The following is a 23662-nucleotide window of genomic DNA, read 5'->3' as shown; positions in this document are numbered from 1 at the left end:
CCTCTCCGACCCGTGAAAGCGAGTACCCCCATGTCCGTAGTCACCCAGCCCGCCGTTCCCACCGCCGAGCCGCAGCCCCGCAACGTCACCGTGCTGCGCGACATCTTCGACCCGGTCGGCCTCGACGCCCTGGCCTGGGAGCGGTGGGAGGAGCCCGGCCGCGCGGGCGTCGACCTGCACCGCCTGTACGTCACCGACGACGACGCCTCCGGCGCCGCGATGATCACGCGGATGGCGCCGGGCGCCCACGGCGACCTGCACGAACACCTCGGGCACGAGCTGATCCTCGTACTCGAAGGGGAGCTGCGGAACGACAACGGCGACCGGTACCGGCCCGGCGACCTCGTCGTCGAGGAGCCCGGCAGCGTCCACCGGGTCAGCACCGAGACCGGCTGCACCGTGCTCGGTGTCCGGCACGCGCCGACCCGCCCGGTGGCCTGACCGCTCACCGCACCGCAACGGGCAGCCTCCTCCAGTCGTTGCGCAGCGCGAGCGAGCGCGCCACGTCGATGAAGGCCGCCGCCACCGGCGAGTCCTCCGAGCCGAGCCGGGTGCCGATGCCCAAGTGCCGTACGACCGGCGGGGACAGCGGCACGAGGCGCACCTCGGGCAGCGCCGCCGGCAGCGCGAGCCGGGGCAGCACCGTCGTACCGAGCCCGGCGGCGACCATCGCGAGGAGCGCGTTGATGTCCCGTACGTGGTGACTGATGGACGGCTCCAGGCCCACGGTGCGGAACGCGGCCCGCACCATCGCCTCGATCCCGCCGACCGGCATCAGGAAGGGCTCCCCGCCGAGCTCGCCGATGCCGAGCTCCGTGTGGGAGGCCAGCGAATGGTCGAGCGGCAGCACCGTGAACATCTCGTCCTGCAGCAGCGGCACCGTCGCAAGGCCCCGCTTGGGCAGGGACACGATGCCGATGTCGATGCCGTGGCCGCGCAGCCACTGCGCGATCTGGGCGTCACTGCCCTCGCGCAGCTCGATGTCCAACAGCGGGTAGCGGGTGTGGAGTTCGGACAGCAGGGCGGGCAGCAGCCGGGCGGCGAAGCTCTGGCTGGTGCCGATCCGTACGGTGCCCTCCGGCTCGCCGCCCTCGCCGTGCACCGCCTGCCGCACCCGCTCGGACTGCGCGACCGTGGCCCGCGCGGGCTCCAGGGCGCGGCGCCCGGCGTCGGTGAGTTCCACGCCGGAGCGGTCCCGCACCATCAGCGTCACGCCGAGCTCCGTCTCCAGGCCCGCGATGGCGTGGCTGACCGCGGACTGGCTGATGCCCAGGGCGCGGGCCGCGTTGGTGAAGCTGCCGGTGTCCGCTATGGCCACGAACGCCGCGCACTGCGACAGCTTCATCGCACAGTCGCTTTCATCGCACAGTCGCCTTCATCGCACGGTCGCCGGCGGGTATGTCACCGGAGGGCGCGTCACCGGCAGCGCGGGCCGCCGCGTCGCCTCGTACCGCGCGATGTCCGCCTCGTCGAGCAGGGTGTCGGCGATGGCGTCGAGGCCGCCGAGGAGCCGGCGCCGTACGTCCTCGTCGAGGGTGAAGTCCTGTACGAGATCGGCGCACCGCACCTGCAGCCGCTCCAGGTCGACGGTGACCAGAGCCGTCGGATCGGCCTCCGTCAGCTCCCACAGGCGCTCCACCACCGCGGCCGGGACGACGACCGTGAGCAGCCCGTTCATCAGCGAGTTGCCGCGGAAGATGTCGCCGAAACGGGGCGCGATCACGGCACGGAAGCCGTAGTCCTGCAGCGCCCACACCGCGTACTCGCGCGACGATCCGGTGCCGAAGTCCTGCCCCGCCACGAGGACGGTGGCGCCCTTGCGTTCCGGCTGCTCCAGGACGAAGCCGTCCTCGGTGCGCCAGTCGGCGAACAGCGAGTCCGCGTGCCCGTCACGCCTTGTGCTCGCGCAGAACCGGACCGGGATGATCTGGTCGGTGTCGACATCGGTACGGCGCAGCGGGGCCGCGGTCCCGGTGTGGACGGTGAACTTCTCCATGACGGTGGCGTTCTCCCTGAGGGTGGCCTTCTCCATGACGGTGGCCTTCTCCATGACGGTGCTCCGGCTCACAGATCGGCGGGCGAGGAAAGCCGTCCGGTGACGGCCGTGGCGGCGGCGACGGCGGGCGACACGATGTGGGTGCGCGACCCGCGGCCCTGCCGGCCCTCGAAGTTGCGGTTGTTGGTGGACGCGGCGCGCTGTCCCGGAAGCAGCCGGTCCTCGTTGAGCGCCGCGCACATCGAACAGCCCGCACCCACCCGGAAGTCGGCGCCTGCCTCGGCGAAGACCCGGTCGAGGCCCTCCTCGACGGCCTGGAGGCGTACGCGGGCGGAGCCCGGCACGATCATCATGTGCAGCCCGTCGGCGACCTTGCGTCCGCGCAGTACGTCGGCGGCGGCGCGCAGGTCCTCGATCCGGCTGTTGGTGCACGAGCCGAGGAACACGGTGTCCACGGACACGTCACGCAGTGCGGTGCCCGGCTTCAGGTCCATGTAGGTGAGGGCCCGTTCGGCGGCGGCGCGCTCGGCGGCCGTGCCGAAGTCGGCCGCCGCGGGCACCTGCCCGGCCAGCGGGACGCTCTGCGCGGGGTTGGTGCCCCACGACACGTAGGGGCTCAACTCCCGTGCGTCAATTGTCACTTCGCGATCGAAGCGGGCGTCGGCGTCGCTGGCCAGGCTGCGCCAGTACGCGACCTCGGCGTCCCACTCCTCGCCCTGCGGCATGCCGGGGCACCGCTCGAGATACGCGAACGTCGTCTCGTCCGGGGCGACCATCCCGGCGCGCGAGCCGGCCTCGACGGACATGTTGCACAGTGTCATCCGGGCTTCCATCGACAGCGCCCGCACGCCCGCGCCGCGGTACTCGATGATGTGGCCCTGCCCGCCCGCCGTGCCGATCTGCGCGATCAGGGCGAGCACCAGGTCCTTGGCGCTGACCCCCTCGGGCAGCGTGCCCTCCACGTTCACGGCCATGGTCTTCAGCGGCCGCATCGGCAGCGTCTGGGTGGCGAGGACATGCTCGACCTGGCTCGCGCCGATCCCGAAGGCCAGCGCGCCGAACGCGCCGAGCGTCGTGGTGTGCGAGTCGCAGCACACAATCGTCATGCCGGGCCGTACCAGGCCCAGTTCGGGCGCGATGACATGCACGATGCCCTGGCCCGGGTCGCCGAAGCGGTGCAGAGGGATGCCGAACTCGGCGCAGTTGGACCGCATCAACTCGGCCTGCCGGCGCCCCTCCCGGTCCTTGATGACCCGGTCGAGGGCGAGGGTGGGCGTGTTGTGGTCCTCGGTGCCGACGGTCAGATCGGGGCGGCGCACGGTCCGGCCCGCGGCCCGCAGCCGGTCGAAGGCCTGCGGGGTGTTCACCTCGTGGAGCAGCTGCAGATCCACGTACAGCAGATCGTCCTTACCGCCGCCGCTCGCACGTCGCACGACATGGGCGTCCCATGCCTTCTGCGCCAGTGTCGTACCCATGGTCTCCCTCGACTCGCTGCCGTCTGCCTGCGGGTACGTCGATCATGGGCCGCCCGACGGCCACACGCAGCGGCCCGCTCATGGCCGTGAGGGGAATGACCGGTCGAGGCCATGGCGGGCCGATTCGAGGGTCCGTTCTCGCAGGCAGGGGTGATTCAGCGCAGGGCGGCGGTGATGCGGTGTCGGAGTTGGGGGTCGGTGATCTGGTCGATGTCGCGCCAGGCGGCGTCGGAGACCTCTTCGGTCTGCAGGTCGCCGATGTCGGCGGTGGTGCGGAACAGGAACCGGAAGTCGAAGTGCTGGTGAGCGGGCTCGCCCTTGGCCGGGTTGGCGTCGATGGGGTGAGTATCGACGTGCAGCGGGCCTTCGCCGTGCGGGGTGACCGCGTGCGGCGGGATGCCGGTCTCCTCGGCCAGCTCGCGACCCGCGGCCTGCAAGAGGGTGTTGTCCTCGGACTCCAGGTGACCGCCGGGCAGCAGCCATTTCCCGGTGGCGTTGTGGTGGATGTGCAGGACGCGATGGCCGGCGTCGACGAGGATCGCGCCGGCGGTGACGTGCCCGGGGGACGTCTTGCGGCTGGTGAGGTCGTCGCCGTCGGCGATCAGGCCGAGGGCGACGGCGAGTTCCCTTTCGTTCTCGGGGTGTTCGTCGAGGTAGGCGTTCAGGGTGGTGCGGATGTGGTCTGCCGTGATGGCCATGGTGATCACCTGTTGAAGTAGGAGAGCCAGGTCGCCGCGATAGCTTCGCGGTCGGACGCGGGGACCTCATGGATGCCGGGGGCGAGGTCGCCGCGGGTGAGCATCCTGATCGCAGCGAGGATCTCGGCCTGGACCAGGAAGATGAACGGCCCAACGCTGGCGCCGTGGATGAAGTTGACGGCGTTGCCGCCATTCGCCAGATAGAAGTAGTGGCCGGTGGTCTGGTAGCGGGTGACGTGGTCGCCGACCTGAGTGCGGGTGTAGACGTCCGGGAGTCCGACGAGATCGAGTTCGTCCTCGCTGGAGGTGACGGTGGCGATGTAGGCGCCGTTGCGGAGGTGCCCGAAATCCTCACTGCGCAGGGAGACGGCGCCGGTCGCGCAGAGCACCAAGCCGGCCCCGGTCAGGGCGGTCTCGCGGTCGCGGGCGACAGCGAAGCCCTGGGACATGGCCTGGGTACGGCGAACGGGGTCGATGTCGAAGACGGTGACGTGGACGCCCTTGGCGTGCAGGAGCCGGGCGATCGAGGAGCCGAGTTTCCCGAAGCCGACCACGAGGGCGGGCCGGCCATGGAGGATGTCGCCGCGGTCGCGCATGACGGCCTCGGTGGAGAAGACGACGGACTGGCCGACGAGGAAGTCCTCGGGGTCCTTGAGCGGCGAGCGGGCGACCGAGATGACGGGGCAGGGCAGCTTCTCGAGATCTTCGTAGCGACGGTGACCGTTCTCGGTGTCCTCGACGACTCCGGCGAGGGTGCCGGTGAAGCGGCTGTGCAGGTCAGCGAGGCTCGGGGCGAAGTAGCCGCCGACATCGAGCAGGCTCACCGCTTCACCCGCGGCGCGGGACTCGAGGTAGTCCAGGGCCGTATCGGGGTCGGTGAACAGGCCGCGGGTGAGCGTGTCGACGGGGACGGCTTGTTCGACCTCGCGCTGGGCTGCCGGGTTGACCGATTTGGGCTTGGGCAGCACGGCCGCGAGCCGGGTCATCGCCGCGACGGCGCGGACGAACGCGGGCCGTTCGGGCAGCAGATGGGTGATCAGAAACGATGCGGTCGGCTCGCTGGGGGTGAATTGGGCGACGGTCCGGGCGAAGTAGGCGTCCAGCCGGGCGCGTTCGAAGGCTTCCATGTCAGTTTCCTCTCATCTGTCCAGGGGCGCGGGCGGCCTCGGGCTTCCGGGCGCCGGACGTGACGCCTGGCCGTGGGGCGCTCAGCATCACGCCGACCCGGCCTTGAAGCACGACCACACGATCTTCCCGATGGGGCGGCGGTCCTCGATGCCCCACTCATCGGCCAGCGCGGCCACCAGAACCAGGCCCCGTCCAGCGAGGTCCGTGGCCAAGGCGTCACGGACCTGCGGCTGTTGGCGGCGACTGTCGTGCACTTCGACGCCTACCACCTCGTCATCGAAGTCGATCCGCAGGAGGAATCCATGCCCCCGCGTGGTGCCGTGGACCACGGCGTTGGTGGTCAGCTCCGAAACGCAGAGCCGGACATCTTCGGCGCGGCCGGTGCGTCCCCACCCCTTCAGGGCTCGATCCGCGAACTGGCGTGCCTGGCTGACGGATTGGGGCCGGGCAGCGAAGAACTGCTGCATGCTGTCGGTCATCAAAACCCTTATGTCTCGGCGTCCAGAACGCGATCCTGACCCCGCCCGTGACGGGTCGGACCGCGAGGCGGGCTCGATGTGCGGGACGCTCGCGCCTGGCGGACCTGCAGCGGCCGGGCGGCCGCCGCCTCGATCTGCCGTCCGCGTGCGGCCGCTGTCACCCCCGGCCGCCAGGACTCCCGCCGGGCCGTGGAGACGCGCACCAGCCGCAGAAAGCCGTACACGACCGGGCCGTTGACGAGGCGATGCTGCGTGAGGGGTTCCATGCTCAAGACCGTCCAGAAGTGTCGGCACGTGGTGGCCTCTTCAGGCTCGCCGTCGGCCGATCCGGTGCCAATCACCGGCTGTTCCACCTCTGTTCCACTTCCGTCCCGCCGACCGCACCAGCCGTGCTTCGATGACTGGCGGAAGGGAGTGACGTGTGGCGACCGTGCACCACTGGACCGGCCTGGAAGCCAGGGCCCTGCGGCTAGCTTTGCGCCTCAGCGTGCGGGCCTTCGCCGAGCGCCTGGGCCTGGCCGTCGCGACGATCTCCAAGTGGGAGAAGCTCCTGGCCGCCACCGAGCCAAGACCCGACACCCAGGCCATCTTGGACACCGCACTCGCCCGCGCGGACGCCGCGGTCCACCTGCGCTTCGAGACCCTCCTGTCCGAACTCGGCCATGGCGCCAGTGGCGGCCGTCGACGGGTCACCACGGTCGGTCCCCGCGCCTGGGAGTACGAGTCGTGGACCGACGACCTGGACCGGGCCGCCGTCGCCCTCTCCCGGCAGAGCTTCGCCTTCGCCGACACCCTCCTCGGCCGGTGGCTGACCCGCTTCACGTCCGCCGAGCTCGACGACAAGGGCCTGTATCTGTTCGCCCGCTCGACCGCCCTGCTCGGCGACCTCAAACGTGACCAGGGCGCCGTGCTCGGGCCGCTGTCGGCCCAGCACTCCTATGCCGGTGCCCGTTCCGTCTTCGCCCAGCTCGACATCCCGCGCCGTGTCGCCCAGCTCGACCTGTCCCTCGCGGTCGTCGCGGAGATGTCCGGCAAGCTGGAGACCGCGGCCCGCGACTACGGGACTCTCGCCGTCGATGACCGGCTGTCGCGCCGCGACCGGGCTCGTGCCCGGTTGTGGGTGGGGACCGCACTGAGCAAGGACGGCGAGCACGACTGCGCGACGCGCGTCATGCAGGCCGCGACCCGAGAGTTCGAGGACCTCACCGAACCCGACGACTGGGCGGTGGCCCAGCAGAAACTCGCCCTGGCTCGCAGGGGCGCCGGGGATCTGACCGCAGCCTTGCAATTCATCGATACGGCCCGCAGCAGCGGGATCTCCGACTCGCCGATGCAACGCGTGCGCCTTGACACCGCTCACGGCCACATCCTGCTCTCTGATCCGGCGACCCGCGATGATGGACTGATCGTCCTCGACCGGGCCGCAGGCACGGCCGCCAAGTACGGGCTCGTGCACCAACTGCGCAGTATCGAGGGCGTGCAGGCCAGCGCGGGTCCAGCCGGGCCCCGGCAACGGTGACCAGGGAGAAGACCGCGTGTGCAACCACCAGCAGACCATCACAGACGACCAGTGGCGAGGGGCCGAGCTGATCTGGGACTTCCACCAGATGCACCACCAGGTGCGGCCCGCCGACGTGGCGATCGGCCTGGGCAGCCACGACCTCGGAGTCGCGACCGCCGCAGCCGAGCTGCATCGCGCCGGACTCTTCCCGCACCTGGTGTTCACCGGCGGCAACAGCCCCACCACCGCCAAGGTGTTCCCTCGCGGCGAGGCCGTCCATTTCCGCGAGCACGCCATCGACCTCGGTGTCCCCGCCGCGGCGATCCTGCTGGAGCCGAACGCCACGAACACCGGGCAGAACATCACGCTCTCCCGTGACGTCCTGGCTGCCGCCGGCCTCACCCCGAACTCGGTGCTGCTGATCTCCAAGCCCTATATGGAGAGGAGGTCGTTCGCCACCGCCCGCAAGTTGTGGCCCGACGTGGAGGTCATCTGCGCATCCGAGCCGCTGGAGTTCGACGACTACCTGAAGTCCATTGGCGACGAGAAGCTCGTCCTGGACATGCTCGTCGGCGACCTCCAGCGGGTCATCGCATACCCGAAGCTCGGTTTCGCCATCGAGCAGGACGTTCCGGGGGACGTGCATGCCGCGTACGAGTCCCTCATCCGCGACGGTTTCACCAGCCGCCTCATCACACCCTGAACTACGTCCCCACCCACCTGCCCCGGGGCCGCTCGACCTACATCCGAAACCAACGCGAACACCCCGCAGCAACACGTGAGTTGGCCGTCATCCGCTGTGCCATGATGGACATGTGCATCCGCCCACCGATCGACGAAGCCCCCTCCCGGCCTGCTGGGCCATGGGGATGTCCGTCGTCGTGGTGGTGGTCCTGGCCTGTGCTCACGTGTTCGGGACCGGCCTCGTGCGATCCATGGCCGCTGACCTGATCCGGGTACGGACGCGCCTCAAGCGGCTGCTATCAGGTCCGCTCCTCGCCAGCCTGTAAGAGCCTGCTCTCCCTTCTCCTCAGGGTGAGTGGGCAGTTCGGCGCTTCTCCGTGCGTTGGGAGCGCTTCAAGGAGCCGTCCTCCCAGCTCGCCATCCATTCCTGGACAAGGAAGAGATCGGCGATGCGACCGTTCTGGAAGAAGAAGCCCCGTACCACGACGACGAGTGCGTCCGAGCAGACGCACCCCGTCACGGACCGGGCGCCCGCCGCCGAAGGCGGCACCGGGTCCGACGGCGCGGGCGGTGTAGCCGCCGGATGAGGGGGCGTCGAGGTCATACGGCGCCCCCCCAGGAGTCCCCGGAGCACCGACGGCGATTTACCGCGGTAAATCGCCACCCCACAAGCCGATTTGGTGCCGTACACCCCATATGCGAACAAAAAGAACCCCGCACAACGCCGGGGATCGCTCGGCGCGGTGCGGGGCGGAAGGGAGGGGCCGGCCGTCGCGACGGTCGTGGCGGCGGCGCGCCCCGTCAGGGGGCAGGTACGGATCAGTAGTGCACCCGGCGGTTCTCGTCGGTCACGCGGTAGCGGACGTTCCACAGGCTGCGGCGTACGTAGGTCCGCTGCAGCCAGCGGTCCTGGCCGTCGTAGCGCGCGGTGAACGTCGAGCGGGCGTGCACGCCCTTGCGGTTGTTGATCAACAGGGCCTGGCCGGGGCGGAGTTGGACCTGGTGGGCGACCTGACCGCAGACCTCCTGGAGGGTGTCCAGGGCCTCGCGCGCGCCGCTGGTGAGCGGGTGCACGCCGTTCGCGGAGATCGCGATCTCGGGGTAGTCCTGATGGCCGTTGATCATCGGTACCGGCTCGGACAGCACGTCCTGGCCGCCCGCCACGTCCCGGACGTAACTGCCCGGCGCGTTCAGGCGGAACAGCGGGCTGCGCAGCGTCTCCAGGGTTTCCGGAGGCAGCGCGGCCTGGATGTCGCGGGCGTCGGCGTAGAAGGTGCCGGCGATGCCCTCGTGGTCCGGGCGCAGGCAACTCAGCACGAGGAAGTCGGGGTTGGCCACGTCGTAGCGGCCGATCACGTCGTGCATGATGTCGCTGTGGAAGTTGAGGAAGACCTCTGACCCCTGGTTCGTCTGGGTCATCGAGCCGCCCTCGACCGGGATGACGTCGTGCACCAACTGCCCGGCCTTCTCGGTGAGTACGCCCATCGGCTCGCCGAGCAGACCGCTCAGGCCGAGCAGCACGCCCTCGGCCACGAATGTCTTCTTGGCACGGCTCGGGCCGCCGTCCGACGGGGTGTCCGGCAGGTCCGCGTCGACCGGCAGGTTGCTGACGAGGGACACACCGGGGGTGTCGATGTGGCGGCCGAAGTCCAGGATCTGCTGGAGCAGTTCGGTCGGCAGGTCCGCGAAGATCTGCAGCAGCCGGGTCGACGAACGGTCGATGTCGGTGTTCGGGTCGGGCAGCTTCGCGAGCTGCTCGCCCAGGGCGTCCCGTACCGCGTCGGGCAGCGCTATCTCGCGGAAGGTCGGGGCGAGGACGGGGGCGGCCGGGACGCCGTGGTCGGTGGTCGCGGTCATGTCTGTCAGGCTCCTTGCATCTCTAGCAGTGGCGCGTTCGGGTCCACGTCCGCGCCGGGACGGTTCACGTAGTCGTGCAGACGCTGCGTCAGATGCAGCGCGTCCTCCTCGTCCGCCGCCAGCTGGGTCGCCACCTGGCTGCCGCGGACCGCGGTCACCGGCACACCCGCGTACTCACCCGGGGTGATGCCGTTGCGCCGCTGGAACTCGGGCAGGTCGACGAAGCCGCCCGTGACCGCCACCAGCGGTCCCGAAGTGAGGCGTACGACATCGATGTTGGCGCCGTGGAACGCGGCGAACGCCTGGTCGGCGAGCTCGTCCGTCGCGTACCGCAGAGCCGCCGAGCGCTGGTTGAGCACCACGGCCGCCACCGAGGAACCGGCCGGGCCGATCACCGAACCGGCGGGGAACGGGTCCCGGTTGTAGCGGCACACGATCTCGATCTTGTTGCGCTGCGCGAGCCGCACCGCCCTTCGGTGCAGCACCTTCGCGCCGTACAGGGACATCAACGCGGCCGTGTTGTACGACACTTGGCCGAGCAGCTGCGAGCCGGTGACCAGGTGCGGGTCCGAGCTGTAGATGCCGTCGACGTCCGAGTGGATCTCACAGGACCGGGCGCCCACGGCCGCGGCCACCGCGACCGCGGACAGGTCCGAGCTGTTCTTGCCCAGCCAGGTCGGCCGGCCCTCCCGGTCGGCGGCCTGCCCGCCCGGCACCACGATGACCTCGTTGTCGCGCAGCGCCGTACGCAGCGGCTCCGGGTCGGTGTGCTCCAACCGGGCCCACATGAACGCCGAGTCGGTGACCAGGCCCAGCTGGTGCCCGGCGAGCACCGTCGCCGTGCGGCCCGCCCGGTGCAGGGCGGTGGCCAGGAGCTGTGCGCCCACCGTGTCGGCCAGGGTCAGCAGACCCGCGACCGTCTCGTCCTCCGGGTGCCGGTTGACCTGGCTGAGGCGCTCACGGAACTGCTCCGTCTCGCCCGGCTGGCCGCTCACCACGACCACCAGACGCGTGCCGTCGCTCTGCACCCGCCGGGCCAGCGCCTCGGCGAGCTGCCCGTACGCGGCCAGGGTGCGGAAGCTGGAGCCGCCGAACTTCAGGACCGCGACCGGCTGCTCCGGTGCCGTCGGCGGCGAGCCCTTCACAGCGTCTCCCGGGCGATGAGCTCCTCGGCGATCTGGATCGCGTTGAGGGCGGCGCCGATGGTGAGGTTGTCGGCGACCAGCCACAGCCAGAAGGCGCGCGGGTTGTTGGGGTTCACGCGGACCCGGCCGACGTGCACCTGGTCGCGGTCGTCGATGGTGGCGGGGGTGGGGAACTCGCGCGGCGACTCCCGGTCGTGCACCGTCACCTCGGGCAGCGCGGCAAGGGTCTCGACCAGCTCGGTGCGGTCCACGACGCCCTGCGTCTCGATCCACACGGCCTCCGAGTGCCCGTTCACCACCGGCACCCGCACACACGTCGTGGTGACATCGAGGTGCGGTATGCCGAGGATCTTGCGGGACTCCTGGAGCATCTTCTGCTCCTCGAGGGTGAAGCCCGAGTCCAGGAACCGGTCGATCTTCGGAATGACGTTGAAGGCGAGCGACGGCGTGAACTCCTTGTTGGGGTACGCCTCTTCGGGATGGTCGAGGCTCGCCCGGCTGGCGTCCTGCAGCTCCTCCACACCGGGGTGCCCGAGCCCGGACGCCGCCTGGTACGTGCTGACGACGGCCTGACGTATGCCCCAGCGCTCCTCCACACCCTTGAGGAGGCGCACCAGCGGGATCGTCGAGCAGTTGGGGTTGGCGATCACACCGGACTTCGGCCGCCGGTCCAGCTCGTGCGCGTTGACCTGCGGCACCACAAGGGGGGTGTCCGGGTCCATGCGGTACGCGATGGTGTTGTCGATGACGACCGCGCCGGCGGCGGTGGCCTTGGGCACCCACTTCTCGCTCGCCTCGGTACCCGCCGAGAAGAACGCCAGGTCCACTTCCGAGAAGTCGAACTCGTCGACGGCCTGCACCGGGTACGCCACCCCGTCCACGGTCAGCTCGGTGCCCGCGGAGCGGGCCGAGGCGACCAGGCGCATGTCGCGGTAGCGTAGTCCGCGCTGCTCGATCAGGCCGATCAGGGTGTTGCCGACGGCGCCGGTCGCGCCGACGATGGCGACGCGCGGGGCCTTGGGGTCGGTGACGAGGGTCATCGGGTGCCTCCGGACTTGATCTCGATCTTGGACTCGGCGGCCGTGGCGGCGTCGCCCGGCTCCTCGGCGGCAGGCGCGGCGGCAGCCGGCTCCTGGACCGCGGGCTTCGCGGCGGTGGCCGCGGCGGGGCGGCCCTTGAAGGACCAGCCCAGGTTGATGCCCAGGCTCGCGGCGACGATCAGCGGAATGCCGAGCGCCTGCAGCAGGCTCACACTGTGCCCGTAGACCGCCCAGTCCATGAGCATCGCGACCGCCGGGTACACGAACGCCAGGACGGCGATCTTCGGGGTGGGCAGCTTCTGGTACGCGGAGTACATCAGGACGTACATCACGCAGGTGTGGATCAGGCCGAGGCCGACCAGCCAGCCCCAGTCGGCGCCGAGGTCCTTCGTCTCGCTCAGCGTCGTGAACGGCAGCAGCAGGAAGATGCCGAGAACCACCTGCACCAGGGCGACCAGGTGCGGCCTCACGCCCGTGACCCGCTTGGTGATCACCGTCGAGGCGGCGTAGAACACGGCCGCGAGCAGGGCGTAACCGAGGCCCTGCAGATAGGCGCTGTCACCGCCGCCGGTCAGGTCCGAGGCGGACACCCCGGCGACCAGGATCAGGCCGACGAACGCGATGCCGAGCCAGCCGAACTTGGTGGCCGTGAGCTTGTCGCGGAACAGCAGCGCACCGAGCAGCACCACGTAGAACGGCTGCGTGTGATAGACGACCGTCGCCACCGAGATGGACGTGCCCTCGTACGACTCGAAGAGGAACGCCCAGTTGAAGACGATGAACGCGCCGCCGAGCGCGGCCAGGCCCAGCTTCTTGGGCGTGAAGCCGTGGTTCTTGAAGAAGCCGCGCACCAGGCAGTACAGACCGAGCGCCGCGGCTCCGAACAGGCAGCGGAAGAAGACCACGTTGAAGGGCGAGGCGCCCGACTCGATGACGAAGACGCCGAGAGTGCCGGAGAGCACCATGGCGGCGGTCAACTCTACCGCGCCCTTCGTCTCCGTGCCTGCCGCGCGGGTATCGGAACTCATGGGGAAGAGGCCTTTCTCAGAAGGAAAGTGACGGATGGTCAGTGACCGGTACGGAGACTGTGATCAGTGCAGAGGCACGGCGTACTGCAGGCCGCCGCGGGTGAACAGCTCGTTCATCCCGCGCGGCACGTTCAGGCCCGTGGCCGGGCCGAGGTTGCGCTCGTAGACGTCCGCGTACGTGCCGACCGCGGCCAGGACGCGCGCGGCCCAGTCCTGGTCGAGGCCGATCGCGGCGCCGTGCGCTCCCGCGGCCTCGGCGGCCTGCGCGAGTGCCTTCTCCCGCTCGCCGACCTCGACGGCCTCGTTGACGTGAAGCTCGGCAGAGACCAGGAGTTGCAGCACCCACCGGCAGAGCCGGAACCAGGCCGCGTCACCGTCGCGCACCGCGGCCGCCATCGGCTCCCGCGAGATGGCCTCATCGAGGATGCGGTGCGCGCCCGGATCGGCGAGCGCCGCCCGCTCCCCGGCAAGCGCCACCCGGTCCAGGACGTACGCCACACACGCCCCGTCGGCGTACGCGGCCAGCGTCTTGGCGGGCGTGGCATGCGCGACCGGCTCGACCGCGAGGCCCCGCGCGCCGTACCAGGACGCCAGGTTGGCGGCGCTCGTGGTGCCGGCCTGCACGGCGACCCGCTGCCCGGCGAGCTGCTCGGGCGCGGTGATGCCGCTGTCCGCGCGGACCAGGAAACCCTCACCGTCGTAGCAGGTCACCCCCGCGAAAAGCACCGGCAGCGAGGCCTCACGGCCCAGCGTCCAGCTCACGTTGGACACGGTCAGCTCGGCGTCACCGGCGGCGAGATGCGTGAGCCGGTCCGCCGGGTCCGACGACACCCAGTCGACGGCCTCGCCGTCACCGAGCGCCGCGGCAGCCACGGCGCGGGCGATATCGGTGTCGAGCCCGACCCAGCGGCCGTCGTCGCCACGCTGCGACAGACCACGGATACCGCGGCTCACCACGGCACGCAGCGCACCGCGTCCGCGTACCGCATCGAGGGTGGGAGTGCTGGTCACGAAGTGCTCCTCGGATAGGAACGGAAGCTCTGGCAAAGGCTGTTGACGGTCCGAATACGCAGGACGCGGACCCGGCGCAGCGCACAGCGCGCGGGGCCGCTCACGACAGGCCCCGCCGGGCCGTGCGCCCCGGGTACTGCAGACCCCGGAGGTGGCCGTTGGTCAACTGCTCACGGTCGAAGCGCTGTTCGTTGAAACCGAGCATCGTGAGGAGGCCCTTGGCGCTGACCGGACGGCGCGAGGCGCCCCGCTCCACACGCAACGGCATCCGCCCGGCCTCGGCCCACTGCAGCATCCCCGCCGGATCGACGTACGCCCGCGACTTGTTGGCGTTGTCCTGATGCAGGCAGTACGGCACGTCCAGATGGCCCCGCTCGAACGCCCGGATCAGCGCCTCACCGACCGTCGGGGCCAGCTCAAGAGTGCTGTCCACCAGGAGGCGGGCCTCCTCGTACACACCCGACTCGGTCGGCGCGACCTCCGCCCCGCGCCCGGCCTCGTCCCGCGCGATGGACGCCGCGAACTCAAGCGCGTCCACGTTCTCGGCGATCGTCGGAATACGGTGCGCCTCCGCCGGCGTCTTCACGATCAGCCGCTCACTGCCGCTGCGCACCGCGAGCCGCACACTCTCCTCGAGGATGCGGAACGACCCCACGGGCGTACGCGGGAACACCCCCATGAACGTGTAGAGCACCACGTGCCAGTCGGCCTCCGCGAGCCGCTCACCGGCAAGGCGGCGCAGCGCCGCGATGGCCTCCAGGTCCTGACCCGGGTGCGTCTGCTGCGCGTAGCTCAACGAGATGTCGCTCAGCCCGTGCTCCCGGAAGAACAACCCCTCCAGGACACTCAGCGCGACCAGCAGACTCGGCGGGCACAACTGGCCCAGCATGCAGCCGCCGAAGCTCTCCAGGTGCATCGGATCGGGCTGCGCGGCGATCAGCTCACAGCACTGCGCCCACGCCTTCACCGCCGCACTGATCGGGGCCCGGCTGTAGGGCAGGCAGTACGACACGGGGCCGCCCTCGGTCGCGTCGACGCCCGCGGCCACCATCGCCTCGAACAACGGGTACGGCAACGCGGAACCGTGCCGCACCTGCACCGGGAAGTCCCGGCCGCCCGACGCCGACACCGGACCCGACACCGAGTCCAGCAACTGCCGGGTGGCGTCCGGGCCGTGCGCCACCAGTGGGAAGCCGTTCAGCTCCGCACCGGTGCGCAGCGCCTGCCGCGCCGAGTCGTGGTCGTTGACACGGGTGTAGCTGTCCAGGGTGATCGTGCCGGTCGCCGTGGCATCGGCGCCCCGCACCCCGAGCAGCCCCTCCCGCATCGTGGCGAGATCCGCGAAACCCATCCGCGGCTGCACCACGAGCCGGCCGTCGGCGTGCGCCCCGTGGACGTAGCGCGAGAACCGCCCCTGCGTCCGGGCCGCGGCCACGGCACCCTCGGAGGAACGTATCGGCGCGTTCATGCCGCCACCCCCGAGGAGGCGAGCGCGGGCCGCTCGGCGGGCGCGTCGAGCGTTCCCAGGAATTCCTGGAAATTCTCGATACCGCCGTCCGCCTCGAACACCGCGTCATAACCGCTCAGTGCCAATTCCTCGGCGAATACGATGTTTTCCGCGCCGCGCACCCCCAGCTTTCCGCCGATCACCACTCTCAGATCCGCCAGATCCGGTTCCTCGCGTATGCGGCGGATCAGCCGGAGACCGTCGAGATGGCCATGTCCGTTGACCGTGCTGATGACGAGCGCATCAGGTCGCGATCGGCGGCATTCTTCGATGATGAGATCGTCGGGCACACAAGCTCCCAGGTTGGTGACGTGCGCGCCCTGCTCCTCGAGCAGTAGCTGAAGAAAGACGAGATTCCACATATGGGCATCGGAAGACACGCTCGACACGACAAACCGCTTCGCCGGGAGCATGACCTGGGACATGGGGTTTCTCCTTGTTGTGTAACTGGGACTCCAAAAGTCTCTGCGGTGCGGAGAGTGAAGTCCAGGAGATGAGTTCGCCGTACCAGATGGCCGTTATCGGCTGCACCGATCGATAAAACGAATCCATTCATGAACAGCATGCGGGCCGCTCATGTGAAGGACCGTCAGTGCGGTGCCGATCAGGAATCCTGGTACTCCTGGCTGAGGAACGTGATGACCTGCTCCACGAACACCTGCCGCTCGCGGGACAGTTGGGACCCCTTGCGCCAGGCGAGCTGCGTGTACAGCTCGAACGGCGGCTCCCACGCCAGCGGTACGAGCGTGCCGGCGGCCAGCTCGTCGGTGACGGTCATCCGCGGCAGCATGCTGACGCCGAGCCCCGCGCCGACACCGCGCTTGATCGCCTCGATGTTGCCGAACTCCAGGAACGGCACCGGCTCACCCGAGCCGTCGTTCAGCTCCGCCTCCAGGAGCTCCCGGTACGCGCAGCCCGCCTCGGGCGCGAGCACCGACTCGGTGCGCAGCTCGTCCGTGTCGACCTTCGACTCGCCGGCCAGGCGGTGCCCCGGCGCGGCCACGATGACCAGCGGCTCCACGCCCAGGACTTCGCTGTGCACACCGGAGTGCTGCGTCTCGGCCTCCATCAGGAAACCGGCGTCGAACACCCCCTGACGCAGCGAGTGCAGCGTCTCCGCGCACAGGCTCGGCCGCAGCGCGATCTGGAGCCGCGGGTAGCGGTGGTGGAAGTACTCAAGGACGGTCGGCATCCGGTACGAGGTGATGCTCTCCATCGTGCCGATCGTCAGCACACCTTCAGGCTGCGCGTCGGGCGAGGCCACCCCGCGCGCCTCGTCGGCGAGCGACAGCATCTGCCCGGCGTACGGCAGCAGACGCGTACCGGCGGGAGTGAGCTTCACCTTGCCCGCCACCCGCTCGAACAGCTCGCTGCCCAGTGATACCTCCAGGCTCTTGATCTGCGCGGTCACGCTCGACTGCGCATAGTTCAGCTCGGCCGCGGCCCGGGTGAAGCTCCCCAGCGCGGCCACACGGTGAAAGGTCCGAAGTTGCCTTATGTCCATTGGTTTCTCCCGGTGGGATTCGAGACGTTGCTCCACAGAGGGGTAGAGACATCGAGCCTGCCGAGCGGTCCGCCTCCGGCGGAAGCGCCAACCGGTGGCACACAGTGCCCGCGACCGGAATGTGCCTGGGTCCAACCGGGGTCAGAAACGCGTGAGCCGCGCCGACTCCCCACGGAGGAAGGAGAGTCGGCGCGGCGGTAGGTTCGCGTCGCTGCTGCGTTCAGGCACTCACCCGGTGCTGCCCGTCCCCGTACAGGACCGTCGTGGGCCGCTCGTCGGCACGGGTCCACAGCACGGTCCCGGCGAGCAGCGTGTGGTCGTGCAGGCGCACCGTCTCGCCGATCGCGCACACCACGCCCACCGCGGCCGCGCTCAGCACCGGCACGCCGTGGCGCGGCTCCCAGTCGACACCGGCGAAGCGCTGCGCCGCGGTGCCCACCGCGAACTGTCCGGCCAACTGCCGGGCGGACCACGGCAGTACGTTCACGCCGAAGGAGCCGCAGGACAGGATCCGGTCGAGGGTGCGGCTGCCGGTGCCGAGCGACACGAGCAGCGAAGGCGGCCGCAGGGACAGGGACATGACCGCGTTCACCGTGCAGCCGACGGGCCCGTCCGGGCCGGTCGCGGTGACCACCGCGACGCCCGTGGGCAGGCGCGCCATCGCGTGCCGGAAGCGGTCGCCGGACACCACGGGCGGCGCGGACAGAAGACTTTCGGTGGTCATCGACTGCTCACCTTCAGGCGGCTAAGGGCGTACGGATAAGGCCGTGCGGATAAGGGCGTACTCAGGCGTGCTGGGCGACGGACTCGGCGATCTCGGCGGTCACCGCCTTGCGGTCGACCTTTCCGTTGGCGTTCAGCGGCAGCTCCTCGTAGCGGCTGATCCCGCGCGGCACCATGTACGCGGGCAGCCGCAGCCGCAGCGCGGCGAGCAGTTCCTGCGGCGGTGCGGGCGAGCCGGTGCACACCGCCTCCAGGTCGCATTCGCCGTCCGCTCCGGGCAGCGCCACCACCAACGCGTCCCGTACGCCCGGCAGTTCACGCAGCGCCGCCTCGATCTCGCCGAGCTCCACGCGGTAGCCGCGCACCTTGACCTGCTGGTCGAGGCGGCCCAGGTGCACCAGGTGGCCGTCCTGCCGGGCGACCCGGTCGCCGGTGCGGTACCAGAGCGCGTCGGGCACGGGCCCGCCGCCGTCGAAGTCCCGGGCCCGCTCGCCGTCCTCGTACCGGACGAAGCGGCCCGCGTTGTTCGCCGGGTCCAGATAGCCGGGGAAGCGCTGCGGGCCGCGCACGCACAACTCGCCGTCCTCGCACGGCAGTCCGTCGGCGTCCAGGACCACCTGCTCAAGGCCCGGATACAGGGTGCCGATCGGCACCGTGCCATTGGCGGGCCGTGGCCAGTCGGCGGTGTCGGGCGGCAGCCGGTACTCGGTGCAGCTGATGGTCAGTTCGGTCGGCCCGTACAGGTTCTCGATCCGGCTGCCGGCCGCCGCCCGCTGCCAGGCCTCGGCCTGCTGCAGGGTCAGCGGCTCCCCGCAGAACAGGCTCCAGCGCAGCGTCGGCATGCTGCCCGCCGCCAGGCTGCGAAGCCGCCGCGCCACCGACACCACCGACGGCACCGAGAACCAGTGGGTCAGTTCCTTGGCCGCCACGAACCGGGACGGCGCCATCAGGTCCGCGCGGCCCGGCACGACCAGAGCGGCCCCGCCGCCCCACGCGGCGAACATGTCGAAGACCGACAGGTCGAAGGTCAGGTCGAAGGTCTGCGACACCCGGCTGCCCGGACCCAGCTCATAGCGGGGCACGACATGCCGCAGATAGGCGGACGCATGGCGGTGCCGGATCGGCACCCCCTTGGGCGTACCGGTGGAGCCGGAGGTGAACAGGATGTACGCCACCGCGTCCAAGTCCCCCGCGTACGGCGGGAGTTCGACCCTATCTGCACGGTCCACGCGGTCCGCGCACCCGGCGAGCGGCAGCACCGGCACCGGAAGCCCGGCCTCGGCGGCCCCCGTCTCCTCCGCAAGCACCACGTCCAGGGCGCCCGCGCGGACGATCGCCGTGTTGCGGGCGGCCGGGAACGACGGGTTCAGCGGCACCACCGTGCCGCCCAGGCGCTGCACCGCGAGATAGCCCGCGTAGCCGAGGACGCTGCGCTCGGCGAGCAGGCCCACCCGGCGCGGCACCGTGCCGTGCGCCGCGAGCAGACCGGCGGCGATCCGGTCCGAGAGCTCGCCCAACTGCCCGTACGTGAGCCGCTCCTGACCCACCTCCAGGGCCAGGGCGTCGCCGTGGGCGTCGACGGAGCCGGCGAACCACTCGTACAGGGTCCGGTCCATGGTCATCCTTCCTGGGGAAAGTCGGTGCCCAAGTCGGCCTGGGCGGTGAGGAGTTGCTCGATGGAGCGGTCGACGACGGTGGGGCGCGGCCGGCCGCGGGCGGCCGACTGGGCGGCGAACCGCAGGGTCCTGGGCAGCTCGCCCCACGCCGCCGTCGCCGCGGCCGCCCGCTCGGGGTGCAGCGCCCCGTCGGCGACCGCGAAGGCGAGCCGGTAGGTGTGGTGGCGGGCGGCGGCCCACAGGTCGTCGACGTGGCGCGACAGTGCCTCGGGGTGGTCGCGCAGGACGGCCGCGACCCGGGTCAGGGACTCGGCCGTATCGAGGCTCCACCGGCCCGGACCCGGATCGGCGGGCGGCACCGGGGTCGTGCGGGGCTGCCAGGCCAGCCAGCGGTGGTGTCCGGCGGGCGGCACCGGGACCTGCCCGCCCAGGGCGAACCGGTCGCGGCGGGCCACCTCCGGCGGCGGGTCCTGCGCCGGTGTGAGCGCCGCGGCCAGCTCGCCGTCGGTGAGCCAGCCGAGGTAGGGCTCCTGCTCGCCGTGCGGGGTGAGGGCCGTGAAGTGGTCGGCGACGAACCAGCGGCCGTCCCGGTACTCGCGGAGCAGCACCCAGTGCGGGGCGTCGGCACGGCCGTAGCCGGGCGCCCAGGGCAGATGGCGGACGCTGCCCACCGCCAACACCCGCCCGTCGGCGTGCAGTTGGTCGAGGAGCGCGACGCGGGCCGAGGGCCAGTCGGGCGCGCCGCGGTAGGCCAGCTCGCGGCCGTCCGGGGTGATGTCGACGCGGGGGTGGTGCGAGAAGGCCAGCTCACCGGCGCCCAGCTCACCGGCGTCCGGATCCACCCGCACCGCGAGCCGCACCGACTCGGCGAAGCGGCGCCGTACATCGGGCACGTCGGGCGTGAGGTGGGCGAGCAGGTTGGTGGTGTAGCAGCTGAGGTCCGGCATCGTGGCCGGGGCACCGGTCAGGAACACGAGGCCTCCTCGGCGCCGCGGATCGCGGCGCTGTCGACGTACGGGGCGGTGAAGGCGCAGCTCAACGGGGTGCGGGAGCGGCCGCGCAGGCTGACCCAGGTGAACGCGTCCCAGCGGCCGTGCCGGCCGCCGGGCGGCACGTCGATCGCCCAGGGCCGCCCGGAGAGGCCGCTTCCCTCGGCTTTCACACAGGCCTCCTGCGCGGTCCACACCCAGGCGAGCTCGGCGGCCCGCCGCCCCTCGGGGAGCGGGATCACCTCCGGGGCGTGCGCGCCCAGGCAGCGGCGTAGCAGCGACTCGGGTGCGGTGTCGGGCGGCAGTTGTACGTCGACACCGACCTTGCGGTGCGGGGCGAGGGCGACGGCGACGGCGTCACCGTCGTGGGAGATGCTGATGCCCGTCTCCGGATGCCCGTCGAGGACCGGCCGGCCCTGCGCGTCGGCGGTCACCGCCGCGTCGGCCAGGCCGGGCAGGGTGGCGCGCAGCAGATGGCGCAGCAGGGCCCGGCTGGCGCGGAACTCCGCCACCCGCCACGGCGGCGCCCCGGCGGCCGTCTCCCGGTCGAGCGGGTGCGGCTCCGCCTCGGCCCAACGGCGCCCGCGGCCACCGGCCACCCACACCTTCGGGGCCACCTGCGTCATCAGGAACGTCATGAGCGCAGCTCCTTGAGCACCTTGTCCGCGTGGTCGGCGACCGCGCCCAGAACCAGTTCGGTGACCCCGCCGCCGATGCCGAACACGGCGGCCTCGCTCCGGGTCTGCTGTACGCCGCCGCGGCGGAACCCGTCGGCGCCCTGCAGTTGGGCGCAGGTCGCGAGGACCGGCTCGGCGGCCAGCGCCGCCGCCGACTTGAGCAGCGCGGCCGCCGAGAGGTCGTGATGGCGTACGACCCGGGTGCCGAGGCTGTCGCAGAGCGCCCGCAACTGGCGTACCTGCACCAGGCAGTCGGCGAAGCGGCGGCGCACCGAGGCGTCCTGCCACAGCGGCCGGCCGTCGACCTCACGCAGGGCGAGCCGCACCTTGGTGTCGCTGAGCACCCGGGTGGTGAGCGCCACCGCCCACAGCGCGCCCGCGAGCCGTTCCGTACCCATGTGCTGCGCGAAGCTCAGCATGCCGCGGCCCGGCCGGCCCACGACGTGGGCGGCGGGCAGCCGGACCCCGGTGAACCGGACGTGGCCCACGCCGCCGCCGGTCAGCAGGTGGCTGTCGGCGGCCTGGACGTCCACGCCGGGCACGTCGGCCGGGACAAGCACCCACGTGAAGCTGGAGAAGTGCCGGCCCGCCTTGTGCCGGGCCAGGACGAGGAAGTGGTCGGCCGCGCAGGCCGTGGTGATCCACCGCTTGCCGCCGTCGACGACCACCTCGTCCGGGCCGAGCGTCACCTCGGTGCCGAGCCCGGCCAGGTCGGAGCCGGCGGCGGCCGCATCGGTGGCGGCCAGCGCCAACGTCGCGGCCCCGTCGAGGACTTGGGCCAGGACATCGCGTACGGGACCGGAGGGCGGGGCGGACGCGGCGAGCACCGGCAGCGCGCTGGCCACCTGTACGAGCACGCTGAGCGTGACGCCGTTCTCGCCGCGGGCGTCCACCGCGCCGAGCAGCCCGGCGAGCCGGCCGGGGTCCGGGGTGCCGGACATCGCCGGGACGTAGAGGTCGCGCAGCACGCCCGCGGCGCCGAGCGCCGCCCACACCCCGGGCACCGGCGCGTGCGCGGGCAGCCCGGCCAGGGCGACCGCCGTCCGCTCGCGGTGGTCCGTGGCGCTGTGGTCCGTGGCGGTGTGGTCCGCCGCGACGGGGGGCGGTGCCGCGCGGGTCTCAGGCAAGGCGCACCTCCTGATCGAGCAGGGCGAGCTTGCCGTCGACCAGGTGGAGCCGGTCGTTGCTGTAGTTCAGCGCGGCCGACCGCAGGTCGCGCAGGCTCTGTTCGAGCCGGGTGGGCGAGTCCTTGAGGTAGCCGTGCCGCATTCCCACGGCCTCCACCAGACCCTCGACGACCTGATGGCACTCCTCGGCCGCGGTGATCTTCAGCCCGTTGAGCAGCAGTTGGATACGCGGCGGGCTGAGGTCGTCCTCGGTGGCGACGACGTGCTGGGCGCGGGCAAGCAGCGCGTGCACGGTGTCGAGCCGCTGCCGGGCCCGGGAGAGCCGGGTGAGCAGCAGCTCCGAGTCGAGGTCGACCCGGCCGCGGCTCTGCGGCCCGCGCAGCAGCTTCAGTACGCGGGACAGCGCGCCCGCCGCCGTGCCGAGCCAACAGGCCGACCAGCCCAGATGCGCCATCGGCCCGAACACGGCGGTCACCATCGCCCTGAAGTCGCCGTGCGCGCCCACCACTTGGCGGTCCGGCACGGTACCCGTCAGGCGCAGCGCCACGCTGTGGCTGGCGCGCATGCCGAGCGGCTGCCAGTCGCCGGACCGCTCGACGGTGAGCTGCTCGCGGTGCGCGTACACCAGCGACACCTGGTTCGGTGACGTCGACTCCGGGCTCTGCATGGTGATCAGGAAGCCGTCGGCGTGCTCGCCGCCGGTGACGATCGGCGCGAAGCGGTCGAGGACGAGGTGCCCGTCCTCGCGGCCGAGCGCCGCCGCGGAGCTGAGCAGATGACCGCCCTTGCCGGCCTCGGTGGTCACCGACGCCAGATAGACCCGGCCCGCGGCGATCTCGGGCAGCAGTTCGGCGCGCAGCCCGTCGTCGGCGTAGCGCACCAGGGCCGCCACCTGCTGGCAGTGCATCGTGAAGATCATCGCTACGGACATGTCGACGCGGCCGAGGGCGATGCCCGCGGCCACCACGTCGTCGACGGAGCCGCCGAGCCCGCCGTGCGTACGCGGCACGAGCAGGCCGAGCAGGCCGGTGCGGCGCATCTCGGCCAGCGCCTCGACGGGGAAGGACGCGTCGCGGTCGTGCCGTGCCAGGTGCTCGGCCGCGACGGCGGCGACCTGGGCGGTGCGCTGCGCGACGACGGTGGCCGCCGGAGCCGCGCGCCGGGGCGCGGGCCGGGGCGCGGCGAGCGTGGGCGCGGTCATGCGGCCAGCTCCTGCGGGGCGCCGCTCGGCTCGTCGGCGTCGATCACGGCGCTCACCACGGCCCACAGGCTGCCGGCGGTGGCGAAGGTCTCGTCGTTCATGTCGTCGTCGGGCAGCGTCACGCCGAACGTGTCCTCGATGGCGAAAAGCAGCTCGATGGCCTGCATCGAGTCCAGGCCGAGATCGCGCAGCGAGGAGCCGGCGGTGATCTCCTGGTCGCCGAGGAACTTCAGGAACGGGGTGAGCAGTTCGGTCAGTCGGGGGTCCATAACTTCA

General features: G+C 71.3%; 25 protein-coding genes. 4 read left to right on the top strand and 21 right to left on the bottom strand.

What is annotated here, in order from left to right; translation table 11 throughout:
* Positions 1 to 30: 30 nt before the first annotated feature.
* Positions 31 to 441: a cupin domain-containing protein gene (locus tag GUY60_RS04070; RefSeq protein WP_161693804.1), complete on the top strand. Its 411-nt coding sequence runs from the start codon at positions 31 to 33 to the stop codon at positions 439 to 441.
* A 4-nt stretch (positions 442 to 445) separates the two neighbouring features.
* Here the strand turns inward: GUY60_RS04070 and GUY60_RS04065 are convergent, their stop codons facing one another.
* The 6 genes from GUY60_RS04065 to GUY60_RS04040 all read right to left on the bottom strand — a co-directional run bounded on the left by GUY60_RS04065 (position 446) and on the right by GUY60_RS04040 (position 5776).
* On the bottom strand, positions 446 to 1345 hold the full coding sequence (locus tag GUY60_RS04065) for a LysR family transcriptional regulator (RefSeq protein ID WP_161693802.1): 900 nt from the start codon (positions 1343 to 1345) through the stop codon (positions 446 to 448).
* Positions 1346 to 1375: 30 nt separating this feature from the next.
* Entirely contained in the window at positions 1376 to 1996 is a 621-nt protein-coding gene (gene leuD / locus GUY60_RS04060) for a 3-isopropylmalate dehydratase small subunit (RefSeq protein ID WP_161693858.1), read from the bottom strand.
* 68 nt (positions 1997 to 2064) lie between these two features.
* Positions 2065 to 3471, bottom strand: a complete 1407-nt coding sequence (leuC, locus tag GUY60_RS04055) for a 3-isopropylmalate dehydratase large subunit (RefSeq protein WP_161693801.1) — start codon at positions 3469 to 3471, stop codon at positions 2065 to 2067.
* A 155-nt stretch (positions 3472 to 3626) separates the two neighbouring features.
* Positions 3627 to 4169 carry an NUDIX hydrolase gene (locus GUY60_RS04050; RefSeq protein WP_161693799.1) on the bottom strand — a complete coding sequence of 181 codons (543 nt, stop codon included), beginning with the start codon at positions 4167 to 4169 and terminating at the stop codon, positions 3627 to 3629.
* Between the two features lie 5 nt (positions 4170 to 4174).
* Positions 4175 to 5296 (bottom strand): NAD-binding protein, encoded by a 1122-nt coding sequence (locus GUY60_RS04045; RefSeq protein ID WP_161693797.1) that lies wholly within the window; start codon positions 5294 to 5296, stop codon positions 4175 to 4177.
* 87 nt (positions 5297 to 5383) lie between these two features.
* Positions 5384 to 5776 (bottom strand): ATP-binding protein, encoded by a 393-nt coding sequence (locus tag GUY60_RS04040; protein WP_161693795.1) that lies wholly within the window; start codon positions 5774 to 5776, stop codon positions 5384 to 5386.
* A 421-nt stretch (positions 5777 to 6197) separates the two neighbouring features.
* Between GUY60_RS04040 and GUY60_RS04035 the strand changes: the two genes are divergently transcribed.
* The 3 genes from GUY60_RS04035 (at position 6198) to GUY60_RS04025 (ending at position 8548) form a co-directional block, all read left to right on the top strand.
* The gene (locus tag GUY60_RS04035; protein ID WP_161693793.1) at positions 6198 to 7295 is read left to right on the top strand and encodes a helix-turn-helix domain-containing protein; all 1098 of its coding nucleotides are present in this window, start codon (positions 6198 to 6200) and stop codon (positions 7293 to 7295) included.
* A 16-nt stretch (positions 7296 to 7311) separates the two neighbouring features.
* Positions 7312 to 7980 (top strand): YdcF family protein, encoded by a 669-nt coding sequence (locus tag GUY60_RS04030; protein WP_161693791.1) that lies wholly within the window; start codon positions 7312 to 7314, stop codon positions 7978 to 7980.
* A gap of 430 nt (positions 7981 to 8410) precedes the next feature.
* Positions 8411 to 8548, top strand: a complete 138-nt coding sequence (locus GUY60_RS04025) for a hypothetical protein (protein ID WP_161693789.1) — start codon at positions 8411 to 8413, stop codon at positions 8546 to 8548.
* A gap of 232 nt (positions 8549 to 8780) precedes the next feature.
* Here GUY60_RS04025 and GUY60_RS04020 read toward each other — a convergent pair whose 3' ends face one another.
* From GUY60_RS04020 to GUY60_RS03950, 15 genes are all read right to left on the bottom strand, one after another.
* A complete protein-coding gene (locus GUY60_RS04020) occupies positions 8781 to 9818 on the bottom strand; it encodes a TauD/TfdA family dioxygenase (RefSeq protein ID WP_161693787.1) in 1038 nt (345 codons plus the stop codon).
* 5 nt (positions 9819 to 9823) lie between these two features.
* Entirely contained in the window at positions 9824 to 10963 is a 1140-nt protein-coding gene (locus GUY60_RS04015; protein ID WP_312866176.1) for an amino acid kinase family protein, read from the bottom strand.
* Positions 10960 to 12003 (bottom strand): aspartate-semialdehyde dehydrogenase, encoded by a 1044-nt coding sequence (locus tag GUY60_RS04010; RefSeq protein WP_161693785.1) that lies wholly within the window; start codon positions 12001 to 12003, stop codon positions 10960 to 10962. The genes GUY60_RS04015 and GUY60_RS04010 overlap by 4 nt, the downstream gene beginning before the upstream one ends.
* On the bottom strand, positions 12000 to 13031 hold the full coding sequence (locus GUY60_RS04005) for a DMT family transporter (RefSeq protein WP_161693783.1): 1032 nt from the start codon (positions 13029 to 13031) through the stop codon (positions 12000 to 12002). The genes GUY60_RS04010 and GUY60_RS04005 overlap by 4 nt, the downstream gene beginning before the upstream one ends.
* Before the next feature lie 63 nt (positions 13032 to 13094).
* The gene (locus GUY60_RS04000) at positions 13095 to 14042 is read right to left on the bottom strand and encodes a transporter substrate-binding domain-containing protein (RefSeq protein WP_312866175.1); all 948 of its coding nucleotides are present in this window, start codon (positions 14040 to 14042) and stop codon (positions 13095 to 13097) included.
* 100 nt (positions 14043 to 14142) lie between these two features.
* The gene (locus GUY60_RS03995; RefSeq protein WP_161693781.1) at positions 14143 to 15510 is read right to left on the bottom strand and encodes a methylaspartate mutase; all 1368 of its coding nucleotides are present in this window, start codon (positions 15508 to 15510) and stop codon (positions 14143 to 14145) included.
* Positions 15507 to 15974 (bottom strand): cobalamin B12-binding domain-containing protein, encoded by a 468-nt coding sequence (locus GUY60_RS03990; RefSeq protein WP_223178660.1) that lies wholly within the window; start codon positions 15972 to 15974, stop codon positions 15507 to 15509. The genes GUY60_RS03995 and GUY60_RS03990 overlap by 4 nt, the downstream gene beginning before the upstream one ends.
* Positions 15975 to 16153: 179 nt before the next feature.
* Entirely contained in the window at positions 16154 to 17053 is a 900-nt protein-coding gene (locus GUY60_RS03985) for a LysR family transcriptional regulator (RefSeq protein WP_161693779.1), read from the bottom strand.
* Positions 17054 to 17273: 220 nt separating this feature from the next.
* Positions 17274 to 17777: a flavin reductase family protein gene (locus tag GUY60_RS03980; RefSeq protein WP_161693777.1), complete on the bottom strand. Its 504-nt coding sequence runs from the start codon at positions 17775 to 17777 to the stop codon at positions 17274 to 17276.
* A 61-nt stretch (positions 17778 to 17838) separates the two neighbouring features.
* Positions 17839 to 19392 carry an amino acid adenylation domain-containing protein gene (locus tag GUY60_RS03975; protein WP_246234262.1) on the bottom strand — a complete coding sequence of 518 codons (1554 nt, stop codon included), beginning with the start codon at positions 19390 to 19392 and terminating at the stop codon, positions 17839 to 17841.
* Positions 19393 to 19394: 2 nt separating this feature from the next.
* Positions 19395 to 20366 (bottom strand): hypothetical protein, encoded by a 972-nt coding sequence (locus tag GUY60_RS03970; RefSeq protein WP_223178659.1) that lies wholly within the window; start codon positions 20364 to 20366, stop codon positions 19395 to 19397.
* Complete coding sequence (locus tag GUY60_RS03965) at positions 20357 to 21019, bottom strand: 4'-phosphopantetheinyl transferase family protein (protein WP_246234260.1); 663 nt, start codon at positions 21017 to 21019, stop codon at positions 20357 to 20359. Before GUY60_RS03965 ends, GUY60_RS03970 begins: the two co-directional genes overlap by 10 nt.
* On the bottom strand, positions 21016 to 22185 hold the full coding sequence (locus GUY60_RS03960; RefSeq protein ID WP_223178658.1) for an acyl-CoA dehydrogenase family protein: 1170 nt from the start codon (positions 22183 to 22185) through the stop codon (positions 21016 to 21018). The genes GUY60_RS03965 and GUY60_RS03960 overlap by 4 nt, the downstream gene beginning before the upstream one ends.
* A complete protein-coding gene (locus tag GUY60_RS03955) occupies positions 22178 to 23386 on the bottom strand; it encodes an acyl-CoA dehydrogenase family protein (RefSeq protein ID WP_161693773.1) in 1209 nt (402 codons plus the stop codon). The genes GUY60_RS03960 and GUY60_RS03955 overlap by 8 nt, the downstream gene beginning before the upstream one ends.
* Positions 23383 to 23662: acyl carrier protein (locus GUY60_RS03950; protein ID WP_246234258.1), on the bottom strand; the 280-nt coding region annotated here is incomplete at its 5' end. The genes GUY60_RS03950 and GUY60_RS03955, both read right to left, overlap by 4 nt.

Source organism: Streptomyces boluensis (assembly GCF_009908195.1).
Classification (GTDB): Bacteria; Actinomycetota; Actinomycetes; order Streptomycetales; family Streptomycetaceae; genus Streptomyces; species Streptomyces boluensis.
This window is presented reverse-complemented; position numbering and strand designations above follow the sequence as displayed.

Coding starts and splice junctions, on each gene's coding strand:
- GUY60_RS04070 (WP_161693804.1), top strand. CDS start 31: ATGTCCGTAGTCACCCAGCCCGCCGTTCCCACCGCCGAGCCGCAGCCC.
- GUY60_RS04065 (WP_161693802.1), bottom strand. CDS start 1,345: ATGAAGCTGTCGCAGTGCGCGGCGTTCGTGGCCATAGCGGACACCGGC.
- leuD (WP_161693858.1), bottom strand. CDS start 1,996: ATGGAGAAGTTCACCGTCCACACCGGGACCGCGGCCCCGCTGCGCCGT.
- leuC (WP_161693801.1), bottom strand. CDS start 3,471: ATGGGTACGACACTGGCGCAGAAGGCATGGGACGCCCATGTCGTGCGA.
- GUY60_RS04050 (WP_161693799.1), bottom strand. CDS start 4,169: ATGGCCATCACGGCAGACCACATCCGCACCACCCTGAACGCCTACCTC.
- GUY60_RS04045 (WP_161693797.1), bottom strand. CDS start 5,296: ATGGAAGCCTTCGAACGCGCCCGGCTGGACGCCTACTTCGCCCGGACC.
- GUY60_RS04040 (WP_161693795.1), bottom strand. CDS start 5,776: ATGACCGACAGCATGCAGCAGTTCTTCGCTGCCCGGCCCCAATCCGTC.
- GUY60_RS04025 (WP_161693789.1), top strand. CDS start 8,411: ATGCGACCGTTCTGGAAGAAGAAGCCCCGTACCACGACGACGAGTGCG.
- GUY60_RS04020 (WP_161693787.1), bottom strand. CDS start 9,818: ATGACCGCGACCACCGACCACGGCGTCCCGGCCGCCCCCGTCCTCGCC.
- GUY60_RS04010 (WP_161693785.1), bottom strand. CDS start 12,003: ATGACCCTCGTCACCGACCCCAAGGCCCCGCGCGTCGCCATCGTCGGC.
- GUY60_RS04005 (WP_161693783.1), bottom strand. CDS start 13,031: ATGAGTTCCGATACCCGCGCGGCAGGCACGGAGACGAAGGGCGCGGTA.
- GUY60_RS03995 (WP_161693781.1), bottom strand. CDS start 15,510: ATGAACGCGCCGATACGTTCCTCCGAGGGTGCCGTGGCCGCGGCCCGG.
- GUY60_RS03990 (WP_223178660.1), bottom strand. CDS start 15,974: ATGTCCCAGGTCATGCTCCCGGCGAAGCGGTTTGTCGTGTCGAGCGTG.
- GUY60_RS03985 (WP_161693779.1), bottom strand. CDS start 17,053: ATGGACATAAGGCAACTTCGGACCTTTCACCGTGTGGCCGCGCTGGGG.
- GUY60_RS03980 (WP_161693777.1), bottom strand. CDS start 17,777: ATGACCACCGAAAGTCTTCTGTCCGCGCCGCCCGTGGTGTCCGGCGAC.
- GUY60_RS03975 (WP_246234262.1), bottom strand. CDS start 19,392: ATGGACCGGACCCTGTACGAGTGGTTCGCCGGCTCCGTCGACGCCCAC.
- GUY60_RS03965 (WP_246234260.1), bottom strand. CDS start 21,019: ATGACGTTCCTGATGACGCAGGTGGCCCCGAAGGTGTGGGTGGCCGGT.
- GUY60_RS03955 (WP_161693773.1), bottom strand. CDS start 23,386: ATGACCGCGCCCACGCTCGCCGCGCCCCGGCCCGCGCCCCGGCGCGCG.